Source organism: Alteribacter populi, assembly GCF_002352765.1.
Taxonomy (GTDB): domain Bacteria; phylum Bacillota; class Bacilli; order Bacillales; family Salisediminibacteriaceae; genus Alteribacter; species Alteribacter populi.
This window is the reverse complement of the sequence record NZ_KZ293963.1, coordinates 2,140,426-2,160,889: the sequence shown is the minus strand read 5'-3', so window position 1 is coordinate 2,160,889 and position 20,464 is coordinate 2,140,426. Positions and strand designations below refer to the sequence as shown.

General features: G+C 39.4%; 17 protein-coding genes and 1 riboswitch. All 17 genes read left to right on the top strand.

Annotation, left to right across the window (positions count from 1 at the left end):
* Nucleotides 1-14 precede the first annotated feature (14 nt).
* Nucleotides 15-3,479 (top strand): methionine synthase, encoded by a 3,465-nt coding sequence (gene metH, locus CDZ94_RS10550; protein ID WP_096436830.1) that lies wholly within the window; start codon nt 15-17, stop codon nt 3,477-3,479.
* A gap of 87 nt (nt 3,480-3,566) precedes the next feature.
* Nucleotides 3,567-3,754, top strand: a riboswitch (cobalamin riboswitch).
* 183 nt (nt 3,755-3,937) lie between these two features.
* Nucleotides 3,938-4,927, top strand: a complete 990-nt coding sequence (locus CDZ94_RS10545; protein ID WP_198520909.1) for an ABC transporter substrate-binding protein — start codon at nt 3,938-3,940, stop codon at nt 4,925-4,927.
* A complete protein-coding gene (locus CDZ94_RS10540) occupies nt 4,893-5,963 on the top strand; it encodes a FecCD family ABC transporter permease (protein WP_096436828.1) in 1,071 nt (356 codons plus the stop codon). Before CDZ94_RS10545 ends, CDZ94_RS10540 begins: the two co-directional genes overlap by 35 nt.
* Complete coding sequence (locus CDZ94_RS10535) at nt 5,960-7,432, top strand: adenosylcobinamide amidohydrolase (RefSeq protein ID WP_096436826.1); 1,473 nt, start codon at nt 5,960-5,962, stop codon at nt 7,430-7,432. Before CDZ94_RS10540 ends, CDZ94_RS10535 begins: the two co-directional genes overlap by 4 nt.
* The gene (cbiB, locus tag CDZ94_RS10530) at nt 7,429-8,406 is read left to right on the top strand and encodes an adenosylcobinamide-phosphate synthase CbiB (RefSeq protein ID WP_096436824.1); all 978 of its coding nucleotides are present in this window, start codon (nt 7,429-7,431) and stop codon (nt 8,404-8,406) included. The genes CDZ94_RS10535 and cbiB overlap by 4 nt, the downstream gene beginning before the upstream one ends.
* 89 nt (nt 8,407-8,495) lie before the next feature.
* Nucleotides 8,496-9,581, top strand: coding sequence for a threonine-phosphate decarboxylase CobD (gene cobD, locus CDZ94_RS10525; protein WP_096436822.1), 1,086 nt, complete (start codon nt 8,496-8,498; stop codon nt 9,579-9,581).
* On the top strand, nt 9,578-10,108 hold the full coding sequence (locus tag CDZ94_RS10520; protein WP_157812114.1) for a bifunctional adenosylcobinamide kinase/adenosylcobinamide-phosphate guanylyltransferase: 531 nt from the start codon (nt 9,578-9,580) through the stop codon (nt 10,106-10,108). The genes cobD and CDZ94_RS10520 overlap by 4 nt, the downstream gene beginning before the upstream one ends.
* Nucleotides 10,108-10,869 (top strand): adenosylcobinamide-GDP ribazoletransferase, encoded by a 762-nt coding sequence (cobS, locus tag CDZ94_RS10515; RefSeq protein WP_096436818.1) that lies wholly within the window; start codon nt 10,108-10,110, stop codon nt 10,867-10,869. The genes CDZ94_RS10520 and cobS overlap by 1 nt, the downstream gene beginning before the upstream one ends.
* Nucleotides 10,821-11,459: a histidine phosphatase family protein gene (locus CDZ94_RS10510; protein ID WP_096436816.1), complete on the top strand. Its 639-nt coding sequence runs from the start codon at nt 10,821-10,823 to the stop codon at nt 11,457-11,459. The genes cobS and CDZ94_RS10510 overlap by 49 nt, the downstream gene beginning before the upstream one ends.
* The gene (locus tag CDZ94_RS10505; RefSeq protein ID WP_096436814.1) at nt 11,411-11,842 is read left to right on the top strand and encodes a bifunctional adenosylcobinamide kinase/adenosylcobinamide-phosphate guanylyltransferase; all 432 of its coding nucleotides are present in this window, start codon (nt 11,411-11,413) and stop codon (nt 11,840-11,842) included. The genes CDZ94_RS10510 and CDZ94_RS10505 overlap by 49 nt, the downstream gene beginning before the upstream one ends.
* A 373-nt stretch (nt 11,843-12,215) precedes the next feature.
* Nucleotides 12,216-13,274 carry a LacI family DNA-binding transcriptional regulator gene (locus CDZ94_RS10500; RefSeq protein ID WP_096436812.1) on the top strand — a complete coding sequence of 353 codons (1,059 nt, stop codon included), beginning with the start codon at nt 12,216-12,218 and terminating at the stop codon, nt 13,272-13,274.
* Nucleotides 13,275-13,736: 462 nt separating this feature from the next.
* Entirely contained in the window at nt 13,737-14,888 is a 1,152-nt protein-coding gene (locus CDZ94_RS10495; RefSeq protein WP_096436810.1) for a Gfo/Idh/MocA family protein, read from the top strand.
* Between the two features lie 209 nt (nt 14,889-15,097).
* Nucleotides 15,098-16,363: an ABC transporter substrate-binding protein gene (locus tag CDZ94_RS10490; protein WP_096436808.1), complete on the top strand. Its 1,266-nt coding sequence runs from the start codon at nt 15,098-15,100 to the stop codon at nt 16,361-16,363.
* Nucleotides 16,364-16,421: 58 nt separating this feature from the next.
* Nucleotides 16,422-17,348: a carbohydrate ABC transporter permease gene (locus CDZ94_RS10485; protein ID WP_096436806.1), complete on the top strand. Its 927-nt coding sequence runs from the start codon at nt 16,422-16,424 to the stop codon at nt 17,346-17,348.
* Between the two features lie 76 nt (nt 17,349-17,424).
* Nucleotides 17,425-18,183 carry a carbohydrate ABC transporter permease gene (locus CDZ94_RS10480; RefSeq protein ID WP_096440743.1) on the top strand — a complete coding sequence of 253 codons (759 nt, stop codon included), beginning with the start codon at nt 17,425-17,427 and terminating at the stop codon, nt 18,181-18,183.
* 500 nt (nt 18,184-18,683) lie between these two features.
* Nucleotides 18,684-19,415: a GntR family transcriptional regulator gene (locus CDZ94_RS10475; RefSeq protein ID WP_096436804.1), complete on the top strand. Its 732-nt coding sequence runs from the start codon at nt 18,684-18,686 to the stop codon at nt 19,413-19,415.
* A gap of 194 nt (nt 19,416-19,609) precedes the next feature.
* Nucleotides 19,610-20,464, top strand: coding sequence for a class II fructose-bisphosphate aldolase (locus CDZ94_RS10470; RefSeq protein WP_096436802.1), 855 nt, complete (start codon nt 19,610-19,612; stop codon nt 20,462-20,464).

Here is a 20,464-nt window from a genome sequence, read left to right as displayed (position 1 = left end):
AGGAGGGTCTTCAAATGACAAAGCTGTCATTAGCTGAGCAATTAACGAAAAGAATTCTCGTATTAGATGGTGCAATGGGTACAATGCTCCAAGAAGCAAATCTTACTGCTGATGACTTTGGTGGAGAAGCTTACGAAGGCTGCAATGAATACTTAAATATTACTGCACCCAATGTAATTGAAAGCATACATGATGCCTATTTAGAAGCAGGAGCTGACATTATTGAAACGAATTCATTTGGCGGAACAAATATCGTTTTAGCAGATTATCATTTAGAAGAACATACGTATGAAATCAATCATGCAGCGGCAAGGCTTGCTCGAAACGCAGCTAATCGCTTTTCGACTTCGGAAAAGCCGAGGTATGTCGCTGGAGCGATGGGACCAACGACAAAGTCATTATCAGTCACAGGAGGAACGACCTTCGAAGCACTGATTGAAAATTATCAAGAACAAGCTTGCGGATTAATTGAAGGTGATGTTGATCTTATTCTCCTGGAAACGAGCCAGGATATGAGGAACGTCAAAGCTGCCTTTATTGGCATCGAAAAAGCCTTTGATCAACTGGAAGCGAAATTACCTTTGATGGTATCTGGGACAATTGAACCGATGGGCACGACATTAGCAGGGCAAAGTATTGAATCATTTTATTTATCATTAGAGCATATGAAGCCGTTAGTCGTAGGATTGAATTGTGCGACAGGCCCTGAATTTATGAGAGATCATTTACGATCGTTATCCGAGCTTTCAACTTCCGCAGTAAGCTGTTACCCTAATGCTGGATTACCTGATGAAGAAGGGCAGTATCACGAATCACCTCAGTCGTTATCTAAAAAGCTAGCAGCATTTGCAGAGAAGGGTTGGCTCAATATCGTTGGAGGTTGTTGTGGTACTACACCTGAGCATATACGAGCGATTGTTGAAGCTGTTCAACCATATCGGCCTAGAAAAATAAACGGGTCTCATCCTCATGCCGTTTCAGGAATTGAACCATTAATCTATGAAGAGGATATGAGGCCGTTGTTTATCGGAGAGCGGACGAATGTGATTGGTTCGAGAAAATTTAAACAACTCATTGCTGAAGGAAAATTTGAAGAAGCGTCCGAAATCGCACGAGCACAAGTAAAACGCGGAGCACATGTCATTGATATTTGTCTTGCAGACCCAGACCGTGAAGAAGTTGATGACATGGATCACTTTATCAAACAGGTCATTAATAAAGTAAAAGTCCCCTTAATGATTGATTCGACAGATGCGCATGTCATTGAACATGCATTGACATACTCTCAAGGAAAAGCCATTATTAACTCCATTAATTTAGAGGATGGTGAAGAACGTTTTTCAGATATTGCTCCACTCATCCATCGATATGGCGCAGCAGTTGTTGTTGGGACGATTGATGAAAAAGGGATGGCAACAACGGCAGCACGAAAACTTGAGATTGCTAAGCGGTCGTACCAGCTTTTGACTGAGAAATATCATATTCCTCCGACGGATATCATCTTTGATCCGCTCGTGTTTCCTGTAGGAACGGGAGATGAACAATATATAGGAGCAGCTAAAGAAACAGTCGATGGTATAAGGCTGATTAAAGAAGCGCTTCCGGACTGCTTAACGGTGCTTGGTGTATCAAATGTGTCGTTTGGACTCCCGCCAGTAGGTAGAGAGATTCTCAATGCGGTGTATTTATATCATTGTACAAAAGCAGGTCTAGATTATGCGATTGTAAATACTGAAAAGCTTGAAAGGTATGCATCAATTGCAGACAATGAAAAGAAATTAGCTGAGCAATTGCTGTTTAAAACTGATGATGAGACGTTAGCAAAGTTTACAGCATTTTACCGTAGCAAAAAAACAGCCGATAAGCCTAAGGTTTCTTCACTTTCATTAGAGGAAAGAATTGCAAGCTATGTAGTCGAAGGGACGAAAGAGGGTTTGATCCCTGACTTAGGGCAAGCTTTGCAAAAGTATGAGGCTCCGCTTGATATCATTAACGGCCCGCTAATGACCGGAATGGAAGAGGTCGGTCGCTTGTTTAACAACAATGAGCTCATTGTCGCTGAAGTATTACAAAGTGCTGAGGTCATGAAAGCCTCAGTTGCTTATTTAGAGCAGTTTATGGAGGCAAGTGGCAGTCACAGTAAGGGAAAGATCCTTTTGGCTACCGTCAAAGGAGACGTTCATGATATTGGAAAAAATTTAGTGGAAATTATTTTAGGGAACAACGGGTTTAACATTGTTAATCTTGGAATTAAAGTTACTTCCAACGAGTTAATCGAAGCTTATAAAAGAGAGAAGCCTGATGTGATCGGACTGTCGGGATTGCTTGTAAAATCCGCACAACAAATGGTATTAACGGCTCAAGATTTACGCCAGCAAAATATCTCGATTCCAATTCTCGTCGGTGGAGCAGCATTAACTCGAAAATTCACAGAAACAAAAATTGCTGATGAATATGAAGGTCTCGTTGTTTACGCTAAAGATGCAATGAATGGCTTAGACATTGCAAACCGGTTAAATCGAGATGGGGAAGAAGAAAAGATGTTTCAAGAACAACAGTCGAAAAAAAGAGACAGGCAGCAATCTGTAGCCCCCCCTTCACCTAAACCGGTAGCAGAACAAACGAGTTCAAAGCAATCAACTGTTTCAAAAACTGTCCCAGTCTTTACACCACCAGACTTAAAGCGTCATGTTCTTAAAGGTTATTCTTTAAATCATCTTGAGCCTTATATTAATAAGCAAACACTATTAGGAAAGCATTTAGGGTTACAAGGGAAGGTGGAGCGGCTATTGAGTGAGGGGCAGCCTAAAGCACTTGCTTTGGAAAGTGAATATAAGCAGTTATTTAAAAAGGTGACGAGCGAAAAGTTACTCACAGCGGACGGTATTTATCAATTTTTCCCGGCGCAAAGTGATGGAGATTCGTTGCTCATCTACGACTTTCATGATCATAAAACCATTATCGAAAGATTTACTTTTCCTCGCCAGGATAAAAAACCTTTTCTTTGCTTATCCGATTATGTACGGGATATAAACTCTGGTGAAATGGATTATGTCGGACTCTTTGCCGTTACGGCAGGAAAAGGGGTCAGAGACATTTCAACCAAATGGAAAGACCAGGGAGATTACTTGAAATCTCATATGATTCAAGCTTTTGCACTTGAGCTGGCTGAAGGATTTGCTGAACGCCTTCACCAATTGATGCGTGATCGTTGGGGGTTTCCAGATGAAGTTGACTTTACAATGAAACAAAGGTTTTCAGCAAAGTACCAAGGCACCCGTGTTTCTTTCGGTTATCCTGCTTGTCCGAATCTTGAGGATCAGGAAAAACTGTTTAATCTGCTTCGACCAGAAGAGATTGGGTTATCGTTAACAGAAGGGTTTATGATGGAGCCAGAGGCCTCGGTAACAGCTCTCGTTTTTGCTCATCCTGAAGCTAGATACTTTAATGTTCAACAGCCAATCGAATCCTTTGTATAGAACGATTCGACAAAAAATATATCTAATTTACAAGCTACAGAAACTCTTCTATAATAATATCAGAACAAAAAAACAAAATAATGAAACAAATAGGTTTCTTAAAGGTTCATCGTTGGTTAGATGGACATTTAAGATGAAATGGGAAGTTGGTGTAAATCCAACACGGTCCCGCCACTGTAATCGCTTAGGAAGGCTGAAACAATTCCACTGTGCAGGTCATGCATGGGAAGGAGAAGCTAACCGACAAGGCGTAAGTCAGGAGACCTGCCTATTTTGTTTTTAAGCTCCTTCGAGGAAAAGGATGTTTAAAGTGCAGAGTTATCTATTAAACATAATAGATAAGTCCCGCATGCAGTCATTTGAACGTCGACAGCAGTGTCATGCATTTTACATTCAACGCTTTTCCTTTTTGGAATGGCGTTTTTTTGTTCAATTAAAAACAGGGGGAACGAGATATGATGAATCGAATTTTGAAAAAGTGGGGGCTTACAAGTTTACTAGCTGTATTCATGCTAGCTTTCATTGTAGGATGTAGTACCGAGGAGGAAGCAACAGGCGACCAAGACGGTGCATCTCAAGAAGAGGAATCAAACGGAGAAGAAATAACGGAGGAGTCACAATTTCCGGTAACAGTGACGGATGATGCAGGAAATGAAATTACGATTGATGAAGAGCCGGAAACGGTTGTGTCTATACAAGCGAGTTACACAGAAATATCCTATGCTCTCGGTTTAGGGGATAAAATGATCGGTGTATCAGATTTCTGTAACTATCCTGAAGAGGCGATGGAAGTTGAAACTGTCGGTGGTCAAGATATGAACGCTGAGCTTATTTTATCTCTTTTACCAGATGTTGCGTTAGTGACCGATTATCATCATCAGAATCACCCTGAAATTCTCGCTCAATTTGAAGAGGCGGGGATTGACGTGATTGTCATTGGAAGTGCAACCTCCTTTGCGGATACGTATGAGAAAATAGACTTGATTGGTGAGGTTACTGGCGCCACTGCGGAAGCTTCTGAGTTGATTACTGACATGCAGAATCGTCATGAGGAGATTATCGAAAAAGCAGATGCAGTAACTGACAAAAAGAAAGTCTGGGTCGAAGTCTCCCCTGCTCCAGATATTTTCACGACAGGACAAAATACTTTTATGCATGAGATGCTTGAGTCAATTCAAGCAACGAATGCCGCGGGTGATCAAGAAGGCTGGGTAGCGTTAACTGAAGAAGAAATTGTCCAATTAAATCCTGAAGTGATCATTACGACTTATCATTCAGACGATCTGCAAGAAGAAATTTCGTCACGTGATGGCTGGGCTGAGGTTCCTGCTGTTAAGAATGAACAAATTTTTGATGTCGATAATGATACCGTTGTCCGACCTGGTCCTCGTTTAATTGAAGGGGTTGAAACGCTTGCCAAACTTATCTATCCGGACATTTTTGAGTAATAAAGTCCTTTGGTTATATATCATTAGCGGAGGGTTTGTACTTTGTACAGCCCTCCTTGGTTTGTTAATTAGCAGTGTGATCATCCCTGTTCCGACGATTTTACATATCATCATGGATAATGGCTTTAACATTGGTTGGCTAGAAAGCATTCCCCAAAATGAAGAAATGATTATTTGGAACATTCGCCTACCGAGAGTTTTACTTGCCCTTTGTGTAGGGGCATCTTTAGCTTTAGCGGGGGCTGCGTTTCAAGGGCTTTTACGTAACCCGCTTGCAGATCCATATACGATAGGCGTTTCGTCCGGGGCTGCTTTAGGTGCTGTTATCGTTTTGTTTTTTCAAATTACGATTATCGGACTTGGAAGCTATACGCTTCCTATCGTTGCAATCTTAAGTGGATTTGCCTCTCTCCTTATTGTGTTTGGTCTAGTGAGGTTAAGTAGCAGAAGTCTAGCCATAGAAACGATCATTTTGGCCGGCATTATCGTCAGTGCTTTTATCGGATCGATTATTTCGTTAATTATTGCTTTAGGTGATCGTGATTCGATGACACAAATTATCTATTGGTTGTATGGAAGTGTCGGGATGAGAGGGTGGAGCCATGTTCAGCTTATCATCCCTTTTATGCTAGCGGGATCCTTCATTCTTCTTATTCATTACCGCGAATTAAATGCACTCGCTCTTGGGGAAGACGCGGCGGATCATATCGGTGTTGATGTAAAAAGGGGGAAAATCTTCATTTTAATCGGTGCCTCCTTGTTAACTGGGGCAGCCGTTGCTGTCTCTGGGTCCATCGGGTTTGTCGGTCTTGTCATTCCTCACCTTGTCCGCCTTGTTACAGGACCGGATCACCGTCATGTTCTGCCATTATCGATGCTTACAGGGGGAGCATTTTTAATTTTAGCCGATTTAGTATCGAGAACGATTATTGCTCCAAAAGAACTGCCAATTGGTGTCATTACAGCTTTAATAGGAGCACCGGTTTTTGCTGTTTTACTAATAAGAGAGCGATTAGGCAGGGGGGAGAGAGCATGATTAAAGTTGAAAATTTAGTAGGTGGATATACGACAACTCCTGTCATTAAAGGGCTGGATTTAGATATAAAAAAAGGTGAATTCTTTGCTTTACTTGGCCCTAATGGTAGCGGAAAAACGACCCTATTTAAACTGGTTACCGGGCGGATTCCTGTGCAAGGAGGAGAAATTAAGGTTGCAGGAAAAGTGATGTCTACGTTATCGAAGCTTGAAAAAGCAAAAAAAATAGCTGTCCTTTCCCAAGAAGTCCAAGTTTCGTTTGACTATACGGTCGAAGAAATTATTAGACTAGGCCGCTATCCCCATCAAAAAGGGATATTGAAGCGACTTTCAAAGGAAGACCGGAACATCATTGAAAATGTGATGGAAATTACCAAAGTAACACAGTTTCGAAACACTCAATTCCGAATGATTAGCGGCGGTGAAAAACAACGAGTTTTATTGGCGAAAGCTTTAGTTCAAGAGCCTGAAGTTTTACTATTAGATGAACCTACGAATCACTTGGATATCAAGCATACGTTTCAAATGCTCGATTTGTTAAAAGAATGGCAGCAAACGAAAGATTTAACGATTTTTGCGATCTTGCATGATTTAAATGTAGCGTCATTATATGCTGATCGAGTTGCTTTGCTTCATGACGGATCATTTATTGAAGTGGGGGATATTAACACGTTAAGAAAAGAGGATCAACTAGAGAAGGTTTATGAAGTCGAGGTGAAAATGCAGTCTCACCCCACTGTTCCAAAGCCGCAGCTGCTTATGACACCTAACTACAAGGCAGCTAGTGAACCTGTAGAATTTCGATCTGCTTATAACATCGAACAAAACAACGAGTACATTCACGTTCAATTCGATGCTCCGTTACGTACGATTTCCAATGGTGTTATCGGAGAGGGTATTCATTGGTTAAAGCACTTTTGTAATTTTCACGTTGAAAAAAATTACGACTGCTCGGAGCCGAAAAAAGATCTGCAAAAGTGGATGAAAAACCAACATATTCCCCCTGAACAGGCAGTCGGAATGATGACAGCTGTCACATTAGAGGATATGGTTTGTTTAACCAAACAAATGAATGGAATTCAAATGATGGTGATCGTAACAGCAGGAGTAGGCAATGCTGTCGATATTTCGAACGATCAACTACCAGAAGAAGTTAGGAAGATCGGAACGATTAATACGATGGTGTTTATCGACGCTCACTTTACAGACGGTGCGCTCGTAAATGGACTGATGTCTGCAACTGAAGCAAAAACGAAAGCGTTACAGGACCTTAACGTTACAGACCCAAACACGAATACGGTAGCTACAGGTACATCAACAGATAGCTTGCTTCTTGCTGCTACACAGCAAGGTGAAAGAACACCTTATGCAGGTTCAGGAACGGCTGTTGGCAAAGCGATTGGAAAAATGGTCTATGATGCTACGACTGAAGCCGTCAGAACGTATTTTAAGAGAGTGAAAAAGCCATGATCGAATATGTTTACACATGGAGTGGGGCCGGATCTTTAGCTGTTATCATCATCGTAGCTGCTATTGTCGTTGATTTAATTATCGGTGATCCAAGGTGGCTCCCGCATCCTGTTGTCCAGATCGGACGCTTCATTTCATTTATTGAAAAAAGGTTGAACAACAGGGGAAATCGAAAAGCAAAAGGGGTTGCTCTTACTGCAATAGTGATCGTTAGTGTATTTTTTATGACGTATACGGTTGTTTTTCTTGCTTATCAGCTCCATCCAATAGTTGGGATTTGGATTGAGGTATATTTTATCTCGACAACGATTGCCATTAAAGGGCTTCGTTCTGCTGCCTTACACGTCTACATCCCATTGGTCGATGGAGATTTACAACAGGCAAGGGTGAATCTAAGTATGATTGTCGGTCGAGATACAAAGGCGTTAGCCGAAAGTGAAGTTGTTAGAGGAACAGTGGAAACAGTCGCTGAAAATACTGTCGATGGCATAACTGCTCCTTTATTTTGGGCGATTATAGGTGGTGCTCCGCTCGCTATGGTATATCGTGCGATCAATACATTGGATTCAATGGTCGGTTATAAAAATGAAAGGTTTAGTCAGTTTGGGTGGGCTTCTGCTAGATTAGACGATGTCGTTAATTGGCTGCCTGCTAGAGTAACTGCAGTGTCAATTTGGGTGTCTTCCTTCTTTTTTCGAGGCGGGCATTCTTCTGCATGGAAAGTAACCTGGAGAGACGCTAGAAAGCACCCTAGTCCAAATAGCGGCTGGCCAGAAGCAATGGTCGCTGGGTTAATCGGAGTGCAGCTAGGAGGAGTGAACTTCTATCACGGTGTAAAATCTGAGCGAGCGACCATGGGAGACCCGTTAAGAAAGCTTGTCTCGCAAGATATAAAGAAGGCGATTCTTTATATGCACGGGGGCTGGCTTTTCTTTCTATTGACAGGGGTCGTAATCCTGCTATTCATTATATAACTTTTAGATATATAGCTGTCGCGCTCCATACGAGATGCAAGTACCGACGGTGAGATATGACACTCGCTTACATTAAATGAGGTGAAATGATGAAATGGCCAAATCACGGTGGACAGAAGGAAACGATGAGACAGCTTTTTAATATGGATAAAGAGGTACCTATCCTGGATTTTAGTGCGAACTTAAACCCTTTAGGTCCACCATCCTGGTTAAAAGAAGAATTAACTGCGCACTATGATACGATTACACAATACCCTGACCCCACGTATTCTCGAAGTAACGCTTACATTGCCGATCATGAGAAGGTAGATGAAAGTGAGCTACTTTTAACAAATGGCGGGGCGGAAGCGATTTTTTTAGTTGCTAAATATTTTGAAGGTGGAAAAGCTTTAATTGTACACCCTACCTTTTCAGAGTATGAACGGGCGTGCACTCACTATCATATTGAGACTGAAGACATTTTTTTTGAAGATAAACAGCAGTTTCAACTACCATTACAAATCATAGAAGAAAAGCTTTTAAAAACTGACGTACTGTTTCTTTGCCGTCCAAACAATCCGACTGGAACGGTTGTTGATGAAAAAAATATGCAGGTGCTATTAACAGAAGCGTTAAAGGCGGGAACCTTCATTGTTGTAGATGAAGCTTTTGCAGATTTTCTTCAACCGTCACATTCTACTCTTACACCCTGGCTGGACTCTTATCCAAACTTAATTTTACTGCGGTCATTAACGAAAATGTATACGATCCCGGGGCTAAGATTGGGCTATATTATCGGGAGTAAAAGCGTTATAAAAGCTTTAAAAGGTGAACAAATGCCTTGGAGTATTAATTCATTGGCAGACGCGATTGTACCTAGATTGCTCGACGATCATCAGTTTGTTGAAAATACAAGAAGGTGGCTCGACGGCCAATCTCAGTTTGTAAAAAGCACGTTAACTGCTATGGGTTTCTATATATCTCCGTCTGAAGTGAATTTTTACCTTTTACAGGATAATCAACACCCGAAACAAACAGCCAAGCTCTTCCAGTATTTATTTCACCATGGAATGTTAACGAGGCATACTCACAATTTCAAAGGGTTAGACGGTGATTTTTTACGTGTTGCTATTCGATCTGCAGAAGAAAATGAACAAATCCTTCAAGTGTTAAAGAAATGGAGAAGGGATTCATGATTACATTTATTTCAGGTGGTGCACGCTCAGGGAAGAGTCGACTTGCTGAAGAGCTAGCGGTTTCTAAATTATTGGTCGATAAGGAACCATTTTACATAGCGACGGCAAAAATAACGGACGATGAGATGAAAAAGCGGATCCAAATCCATCAGCAAGGTCGTAATGAGCATTGGAAAACATTCGAAGAGCCCTATTTTATTTTATCGACTCTATTAAAAGCGAGAAGTGGGGATGTCGTTTTGCTAGATTGCTTAACGGTCTGGCTTAGCAATATGATTTTTGATTTACAAGAACCGATTGATCGTTTGGTAAATAAGGTTAGTGAATGGATGAAGGTAGCTAAAGAAAAACAGCTGCAGCTAATCATTGTTTCTAATGATGTAAATGAAGGTCTCCCACATGCTGATCCGCTTGTTTATCAGTATGTATTATTACTTGAGAGCCTTCATCAGTTTATCGTTCGTGAAGCTGATCAAGCGATCCAGGTGGTAGCTGGCTGTCCTGTTTATTGGAAAGGGGAAAAATAATGAAGCAGTGCTTTTATGGTTTTTTGTTAGCGATTCAATTTTTAACACGTTTACCAGTTCCGGTTCAGTGTCCGTGGAATAAAGAAACGTCTAAATGGGCGATACGATGTTATCCTATAGTTGGAGTGATTATCGGTATCGTTATGATTTTTGTTATTTGGCTTTTACAGCCTTTCGTACCGTCGGTCATGCTGGCTTTAATTATCATGACGTTATGGGTTTGGATCACTGGAGGATTGCATCTCGATGGCTGGATCGATGTAGCTGATGCAGTAGGTTCGAACGCCCCGTTAGAAAAAAAGTGGGAGATTATGAAAGATCCGCGTGTTGGGAGTTTTGGAATTCTTGCTCTTTTATTTTTATTAGCCTGGAAGACGATGTTCATATATATGCTCTTCGATATAAATGATCAGCTGATTTATGCATTCTTTGTTATTTTGGCTATGTCTCGTCTCGGAGCTGTATTTTTAATGTTCTTCCTCCCTGATGCAAAAAAACAAGGATTAGCTTGGGAATGGAAGAAGAATTTAAATGGAATGGATGTCGTTTATGCAAGTCTACCAACCGTTGCTTTATTGTTCGTCTTTCCTGAATATCTTTTTTTAATTCCTGCGTATTTCCTTGCCCTTTTCTTGTATGCACTATGGATAAAGCGTGCGTTTAAGGGGATTAATGGAGATTTACTAGGAACAGCAATAGAAGGAGGCGAATTATGGGGGCTTGCGATCACATGGATTTACTTCTCGTTCGTCATGGGGTAACCGCATGGAATCAAGAGAAAAGATATTTAGGGCATACGGATTTATCAATATTGGAAAGTGAAATAGTTCATTTAGCGGTTTTAAAAAAAGAATTTGTAAACGAAACCTTTGACCATATCTACACAAGTGATCTCGTCCGTTGTCAGGAAACGTTAGCTTATTTAGACCTTTCTTCATCTGTAACAGTAGATCGCAGGTTACGAGAAATGAATTTCGGAGACTGGGAAGGAAAAACATATGATGATTTAAAAGAAAACCGAGATTATCGGGATTGGATAGACAATTGGCAGAACCATTCCACGCCAAACGGAGAGTCTGGCAAGGCATTCAAAACGAGAATTGATTCCTTCACTCAGGATTTATTCCTCGGTCTAAAAGCGAATCATCGTCTAATGTCCGAAAAAATCCTTATCATGACTCATGGAGGTGTTATCCGCTATTTGATTTCAAGGCTCAGTAGAGACCATCATTTTTGGGACGTATCGATTAAACATAGTCACGCTGTTCGATTGTCGTTAAGCTGGCAGGAAGGGGAATGGGTATGCAACTCATTGTTGGAGGTGCCTTCGCAGGCAAGAGAAAAAGAGTAAAAGAAAAGCATAAGAATGGTAGTTGGGTCACTGCTTATGAAGGTGATAAACTAGCAGATTGGGAGGCGAAATGGGAGGGGAGCTCAACTCTCGTTATTGAAGGCTGGGAGAAGTGGATCGCTCATGAAATGAAAGAAAGTAGCCGTAGTGATGATGAAATTAGGCAGCATTTCCGAGCTTGTATGAAGGAAATGTCTCAAGCAGAACAGAACAGTATTAGAGAGGTTGTCCTTATTATGCTGGAGGTTGGAAGAGGAATTGTTCCGATAACGATCGATGAAAGAAGGCTGAGAGACATTGCCGGCTGGGTTTTGCAAGATGCTGCTGATGTGGCAGATGAAGTTTTTTATGTGTGGCATGGGCTTATGAGGCGGTTGAAGTGACATGTAGAGGGTGAGATTTTAAAGCGAGAAGCCATATAAATTAAACTTTAAGATGAGAAAGACCCCGAGGGTTCTCTTCCCCATTTTGGTAAATGAATCGACTCATTGATTTTGATATGGGACAAGACATAATAAAAGTCTACGCTAGAATGGCTTATTTCACTGATAACGAATTCGAGATTATATTAGTGAAAGGCTGTTTTCGTAAAATTTGTTGCTTTTTGAGCGTTAGGCAAGCATGCGCTTGCCTAACGCTCAAAAAACAACTAACAACAATCTTTTAGAAAAACGTCTAGTGAAAAGTCGAATTTGATATACTTATAGCGCAGATTAAATGGGAATCGACATCTTGTATTATGGGGGAGTTTTACAAGTGATTAGGTTAAAAGACATTGCAGAACACGTGGGAGTATCAATTTCAACTGTTTCAAGAGTTATAAAAAACGACCCTACCCGAAAGGTGAATGAGCAGACGAAAAGAAAAGTTTGGGAGGCAGTTAAAGAGCTAGGCTATACACCAAACGAAAATGCAAGAAATTTAGTCACTAATAATAATAAAGGTGCAAGGAGAACGATGAGAGTCGGATGGGTTGTGAATCCTCAACTTGTAGAGTTAAGCCCTTATTTTTCAACATTGGCATCTGGAGTTAGTGAAACGCTTACGGAGCTCGGGTATACACCAATCAATATTAGTAAAGAGCAGCTGGAAAACGAGACAATAATGATGAAGACAATCCACGAATCTGGTATTGAAGGGCTGATTTTGATTGATGATATTGGGGACGAGACCATACATTACATTCGTAAGTATCTTCCTGTTATTGGACTAGATTTCTTTTATTCTAATAAGAATATTTCACTTATTGACTATGATCGTTCGGGTGCAGTAAAAGTATTAGTACAGCATTTAGTTGAGCAAGGTCATCGTCATATTGGTTTTATTGGAGGAGGTGTCGGGGACAATTTCGAAGATATGAATAACGAACAACGCTTTAAAGGGTTTCAAGCGACGTTGAAAGATTTCGGCTTGCCTTATAACCCCGAGTGGGTAATGAACACAGGATGGATTATGGAAAAGAGCTATGAGGGGATGAAAGCGCTGATTAATAATCACGATCATTCATTACCTTCTGCAATGGTTTGTGCAAGTGATCTTATGGCTATTGCAGCGATGAGGGCAGTTATAGAGCATAACCTGCGTATCCCAGAAGATATCACTTTTGTTGGAATTGATAATATTGAACTAGCCAAGTATTCAACTCCACCATTAACGACAATAGACATTCCTAAATTTGGTTTAGGGTCTATGGCTGCAAAGGCGATCGTTGATATAATTTCTGGAAATATGGCGACACCTGTTAAAATTTTATTACCTTTTAATTTAATAATAAGAGAGTCTTCAAAGGTTTCGCGAGTATGTGATGGTGTATAAACTCAAGTGAAATCGGAGGCTTTACTTAGTATGGAAAAGACACATAGTATGACAACTACTTTAATGTTGATATTTGAAGAGCGGTCAAGAAGTCAAGAGTAAATTGTAAAAACCGATAGTGAATTCTGGGAATTGAGAAAAGTATTCTAACTATATTTTAATTTTATGTTGACAATTAACACAGGGTCACTATACAATTTGAATAGTTAGAAATTTCGGACAATCATACCTTTGGTATAACTTGTACCTACAACCCATTGACCTAGTATGATAGAAAGTCGATAAGAAGTGGTGAGTATTTGGTCAGTGTATCGGTCTATAGCAAGGTATAGATTGCCTTATTGATAACGGTTTTCCGCGTATAGGAAGACATATTCAATCACTATCTCATTTAGGAAAACGTTTGGATTAAATTCGGAAAAAATTTATCGTAACTTCTAACATTGCGGAGGGATGAAAAGCATGCAAACAGTCAAAATGGGGATTATTGGTGCTGGATTAAGAAGTGGAATTGCAAAATACTGGCATCATCCAGATGGGGATTCACAAGTTGTTGCAGTGGCAGATGTTGCAGCTGAAAAGTTAAAAGCATTTCAAAAAAACATAAATGAAGATGCGTTTATCACTACTGATTATAGGAAGCTACTAGCAAGAGACGACATTGATGCGGTTGCGGTTTTATCACCAGACTTTCTACATGAGGAACATGTCATTGCTGCACTTCAAGCAGGAAAGCACGTATATAGTGAAAAGCCGTTAGCTATTACAGTAGAAGGTTGTGACAGAATATTAGAAGAGCAAAAAAAATCAGGAAAACACTTAATGATCGGCTTTAACATGCGGTATATGAGTATGTATCAAACGATGAAGGGAATTGTCGATTCTGGAACGATTGGAGATATAAAAGCGGTTTGGGTAAGGCACTTTGTAGGACATGGTGGCTATTTTTATTATCACGACTGGCATGGAAATTCCAAAAACACAACCTCACTTTTGTTACAAAAAGGATCTCATGATCTCGATGTCATTCATTGGATCACAGGTGCGTATACGAAAAAAGTTTCCGCATTTGGATCGCTAGATTTCTTTGGAGGGGACAAGCCAAATGATCTGTCATGTCCGACATGTAGTGAGAAAGATGTTTGTACAGAATATAGTGCTCACACTTTAGTGGAATGTGCGTTTAGAGAAGAAATAGATGTTGAAGACAATAATATGTTGATTATGGAAATGGAAAATGGAATTAAAGCTTCTTACTTACAGTGTCATTTCACACCAGACTATCAACGGAATTATACGTTTATTGGTACAAAAGGAAGAATAGAAAATTCGGAGTTAGAAGGTAAAGTATATGTCAAGACAAGAAAGTCACATTCCTGGCATGAATACAGCGATATAACTTATGACATTAAAAAAGAAAAAGGTTCACACGGTGGTGCTGACCCCAAAATCTGTAAGGATTTTATTGACTTGGTTTTGTATAGTAAAAAACCTTTAACTACGCCTTTTGCGGGACGGATGAGTGTAGCCGTTGGGTGTGCAGCAACAGAATCCATTCGCTCTGGAGGAAAAGTAGTCGATGTCAGTCAAGAATCAACACTGAGAGTGAACTAATTTGTGAGGTGGATAGAAAGGAGGCGAGCCTTTGAGTACTGCTGTGAGAGAGGGTGATAAGTAGTTATTCACTGAACACCAATCACTACACGAAGATGTCTTTTTTCAATTTTGTATCTATTTATTGAGAATTTATTCCAAAATGCGGCGTAAGTGAGTTCTTGCCATACAAACTTAACGTTAAATATATAACGTAAGGAGATGATTAAATGAAAAAGCTATGTTTCTTATTTGCTGGAGTATTACTTTTAGTAGCAGGTTGCTCTCAAGAAAGTGAGGAAACTAGTGGAAGTGAGTCAACAAATGAAGATGTTACTTTATCTTACATGGTCTGGGATTTGGATCAAATGCCTGCATTAGAGCAAATTATTGAAGAATTTAACACAGAATTTCCCCATATTTCCATTGAATTAGAGAACACACCTTTTTCTCAGTACTGGGACTCATTAGAGATTGCTGGTACAGGTCAATCGCTACCTGATGTTTTTTGGATGAATGGTCCAAATGTTAAGTTATTTGCAGAAAATGATATGCTTCTCCCAATATCTGAGAGAGTGGAAGAGGATTCATACGATTTATCACCATATCCAGAGGCTCTACTGGAATTATACAATGTCAACGAGAATCAATACGCAATACCAAAAGATTATGACACGATTGGATTATGGTATAACAAGGAACTTTTTGATGAGACATCTATTGATTATCCTGACGAATCTTGGGATTGGGATTCATTAATTGCAGCAGCACAAAAGCTAACCAATGTAGATGAGGGTGTTTATGGAATTGCAGCCCATTTAAACTCACAATCTGGTTTTTATAACACAATTTATCAGGCGGGTGGATATGTAATTGACACTGAGAATAATACTGCTGGACACAACACCAATGAGGGGATAGAAGGCATAAAATTTTGGGTGGATTTAATTCATAAATATGAGGTTTCACCATCTATACAACAAATGACAGATAATCCACCAACGAGTATGTTCGAATCTGGAAATGTTGCAATGTTTGTAAGTGGTTCTTGGTTTGCTCCAGTTTTTGCTACCAATGAATACACTAAAGACCGAGTAGATGTTGCTCAACTGCCTTCTGGAAAAGAAAAGTCCACGATCATTCATGGGCTAGGAAACGTCATTTCTAGTCACACTGAACACCCTGATGAAGCTTGGGAATTTTTGAAGTTTCTTGGGTCTGAAAGAGCAGCAGAAATCCAAGCAGAATCTGGCACTGTTATCCCTGCTTATGAAGGTATTGAAACAAAATGGGTAGAATCATTACCTAATTTTAATGCTCAAGCATTTATTGACCAATTAGATTATGCTGAACCACTTCCGAACTCATTACAGACTAGAACTTGGCAACAAATAGAACTAGATTACTTAAATAAAGCATGGACTGGTGAAGTTGAGGTCGAAGAGTTAGTAGACGAAATGGTTAATGAAATTGAGGAGATCCTTGCAAACGAATAATAATGTGGAGGTCAGTTCAATTTTGCTGACCTTCTATTATCTACACAGGGGAGATTTTATGTTTAATAAGCAAAGATCGAATAGGAAGAAGTTTAAAAAGGTATCACCTATGAAAAAGCAGGATTATCTCTGGGCTTATTGCTTTATAGCCCCTTGCTTTCTTGGGCTATTTATTTTCAATATCGGACCTATTTTTTATACAATATACCTTGCTTTTACGGAGTACGGATCTTTTGGACAAAAGACTTGGACAGGGCTAGATAATTTTTTGAGGTTGTTTCAAGATCCAAATGTGTTAATAGCACTAAAAAATACAATTATATTCACAGGGATTGCTGTGCCAGTAAGTATATTTTTATCAACAATTGTAGCGGTATTACTTAATCAAAAAATTCGAGGGGTTACCATTTATAGAACACTTTACTTTTTACCAGTTATTACAATGCCTGTAGCAATTGGAATGGTGTGGAGATGGTTATATAACGGGGATTATGGATTAATTAATTATTCTCTTGGATTAATTGGGATAGATGGGCCGTATTGGTTAGTAGATAGCAATATAGCGCTTTATTCGGTTATCATAGTAGCGATTTGGGCCGCGATTGGATATAACATGATAATTATACTAGCTGGTTTACAAAATATTTCTCCTACTTATTATGAAGCAGCAGAAATCGACGGAGCAGGACCTTTGGCAAAGTTTTTTAATATAACAATTCCGTTAATAACACCTACTCTCTTTTTTGTTACTGTAATATCGATTATTAGTACATTACAGACATTTGAGCTTATTTATATGATGGTGGGGATTAATAGTCCTGTTACAACTTCCAGTCAAACGCTTGTCTTTTTATTTTATCGTGAAGCATTTATTAATCATGATTTAAGTTATGGTGCGGCAATTTCAATAATGCTTTTCTTAATTATTCTTTTAGTTACTATTTTTCAATTAAAGTACCAAAAAAAATGGGTGCATTATGGTTAGGGGGATGAATTAATTGAAAATAAAACGGAGTACAAAACTAATTCTTCACCTAATATTATCAGTTGGAGCTGTCTTCATGATCATTCCTTTTCTTTGGATGATTTTAACATCTTTAAAAACTATGGGGGAAGCAACTCAGTTACCTCCTACAATTATCCCTGCAATTTGGAATTGGAATTCTTACGTTCAAGTTTTTGATTATATGCCCTTTCTTCACTTTTACTGGAATACAATTCTTATGACTGCTGGACGAACGATAGGACAACTTATTTTATGCTCCTTAGCAGCCTATGCTTTTGCTAGAATTGCATTTCCAGGTAGGAATATCCTTTTTTTAATTACACTCTCAGTTCTCATGGTACCTCTACAAGCATATGCTATTCCTCAATTTCTAATCATGGTGGAGTTAGATTGGCTAAATACGTTAAAAGCATTAATTGTACCAGGTTTATTCAGTGCATTTGGAGTGTTTCTACTTCGACAATTTTTTATGTCGCTACCTAAAGAATTGGATGAAGCGGCTAAAATTGATGGATGTAATCATTTTCAAATATTTTTTTACATTTTACTCCCATTGACTAAACCAGCTCTTATTTCACTATCGATTTTTACGATCTTATGGTCTTGGAATGACCTTTTGTGGCCTTTAATAGTAAATAGTTCTCCGAGCAAGCTGCCTTTATCAGCAGGATTAGCCTCATTACAAGGTCAATATGCAACAAATTTCCCGATATTAATGGCAGGATCATTGTTAGCGATCTGGCCAATGATTGTTATATTTATATTCCTTCAAAGGTACTTTATAGAAGGGATAACAATGGGGAGTTCAAAATAAAAAACAATATGAGTATGTCATTAGCTCAAAAATCATTCATATTAGAAGAATATTATACTTCCGCAGAAGTGTCGTGGTGTCTTCGGGCCTTTATAAGTAAGGCTGTTTTCTAAAAGATTGTTGTTCTTGACACAAAATATATAAACTGCGACATAGAAGTAGATTGATTTCCGCTCCGGACAGTCGCTTTCCGCGGAAAGCGTAGTGTATTTACGAAGCGGTAGGTGATGTCGCAGTTTAATTCAGCTGCGAAGATTAAAAGCAACAATACATACGAAAATAGCCATAATTAAAAGTGAAATAGTAAACATGGCTGATGCCTTCATAATTCTGAGCAAAGGGGATAATCATCATTAAAAACAATAATACTATTTTGGTTTAACTAATTATTTTTAGTTATTCTGGTTGTTGGATTGACACTACAATGGGAGGTGGTTATACTTTAATTAAATTTTCAAATAAATCACTATAGTATTTAAGCTTGGAGGAAAGAGGACACAATGAAACCTCTAGAAGTCAATAGTATAATCCCACTTTATCACCAGTTAAAGGAGAGGTTACAAGAATTAGTCGATAATGGTCACTGGGCACCTGGAGAGAAGATTTTCTCGGAAAACCAACTAATGGACCAATTTAATGTAAGCCGCAACACTGCAAAAAAAGCTATTGAAGAGCTCGTTCAGGAGGGAACTCTTTATCGTACGCAGGGGAAAGGAACATTCGTAGCCAAACCGAAAATGCAACAATCACTTATGGGGTTTTATAGTTTCAGCAAGGTGTTGAAGGAAAAAGGACTAAACCCTAAGGACATTATTCTAAAAATAGAAGAAGTTGTTCCAAGTCATAAAGTAATTGAAGCACTTCAGTTAAAAAAAAGTGAATCCGTGATTGAAATACAAAGGTTACGATGTGCGAATGAAGAGCCGTATATTCTAGAATCGTCATTTTTACCGAAAAGGGTTGTTACGGATATTGACGAGCTTAATAAAGTAGGGCAGGTCTCTCTTTACGACCTACTGGATCAGCAGTTTGGTGTTACAGTTACGCGTGCAAAGGAAGCTTTCGAGCCTGTATTAATCAGGCCCGAAGAAAGTACCTATCTCGAGACCGAATCTGGGCTTCCTGCATTACTTCTAGAAAGAATTGCTTATGATGGGAAGGATAATCCAGTGGAATTTTGTAAGTCGATTGTACGTGGAGATCGTTGCCGTTTTTATACCGAATTAACATAGCCAATAGGAAAACCGCTTCCACCATATGTTATAAAGGCTCAAGGGTGTGGTCCCCTAGAGGCGAGCGGTGTGAAGGAAGCTGTCTTCTTTTAAATTCATTTAATAAGATATCAACTCATAGCAAGTATTTAGAAGCTATGAGTTGTTCTAAATGACAACTTGTACCAACAACCCATCTATAGTGGAGGGATATTATGGGATTAGTACCAACACAGGACATATTAAAGGATGCTTATCGAAATCATTACGCAATTGGGGCTTTTGGTGCTCACAACCTGGAAATGATCAAATCGGTTGTTGCTGGTGCAGAAGAATTAGACACTCCTGTTATTTTGCAAACAACACCAGGAACGATTCGATACGTTGGCATTAATTATATGAAAGCGATGGCTGAATCTGCAGCTGAACAAGCAAGTATTCCGGTTTCTTTACACCTAGATCATGGGGATTCATATGACATTGTAGTCAAATGCTTGCGTGCGGGCTATACCTCGGTCATGATCGACGGTTCTCATTTACCTTTAAGTGAGAATATTGACCTTGTAAAAAAAGTAGTCGAGGCTGCCCACTCTGTAGATGTACCAGTTGAAGCAGAGTTAGGTAGGATCGGGGGAGTTGAAGATGATCTTGAAGTAGAGGAAGGTTCAGCTCTATTTACCGATCCACAAGTAGCGGAGGAGTTCGTAACAGTAACGAAGGTAAACTCTTTTGCACCAGCTTTTGGAACGGCACATGGGATGTATAAACAAGAACCTCAATTGCAGTTCGACTTATTAAGAGAGATTTTTGAGCGTACCGAATGCCCATTGGTTATGCATGGAGCTTCGGGAGTATCTGCTGAAAGTGTTGGAAAAGCTTTAAACTTCGGCGTTGCTAAAATAAACTTTTCAACAGAACTGAAGGACACTTTTGCAGAAGAAATTCGTAGGTATTTTAGTAAAAACCCATCTCAAAACGATCCTCGCAAATATTTTGTTCCAGCTGCTAATGCTGTAAAAGATCTTGTTAAAGAAAAAATAACCATGCTGCAATCGTCTGTTAAGGTTTAA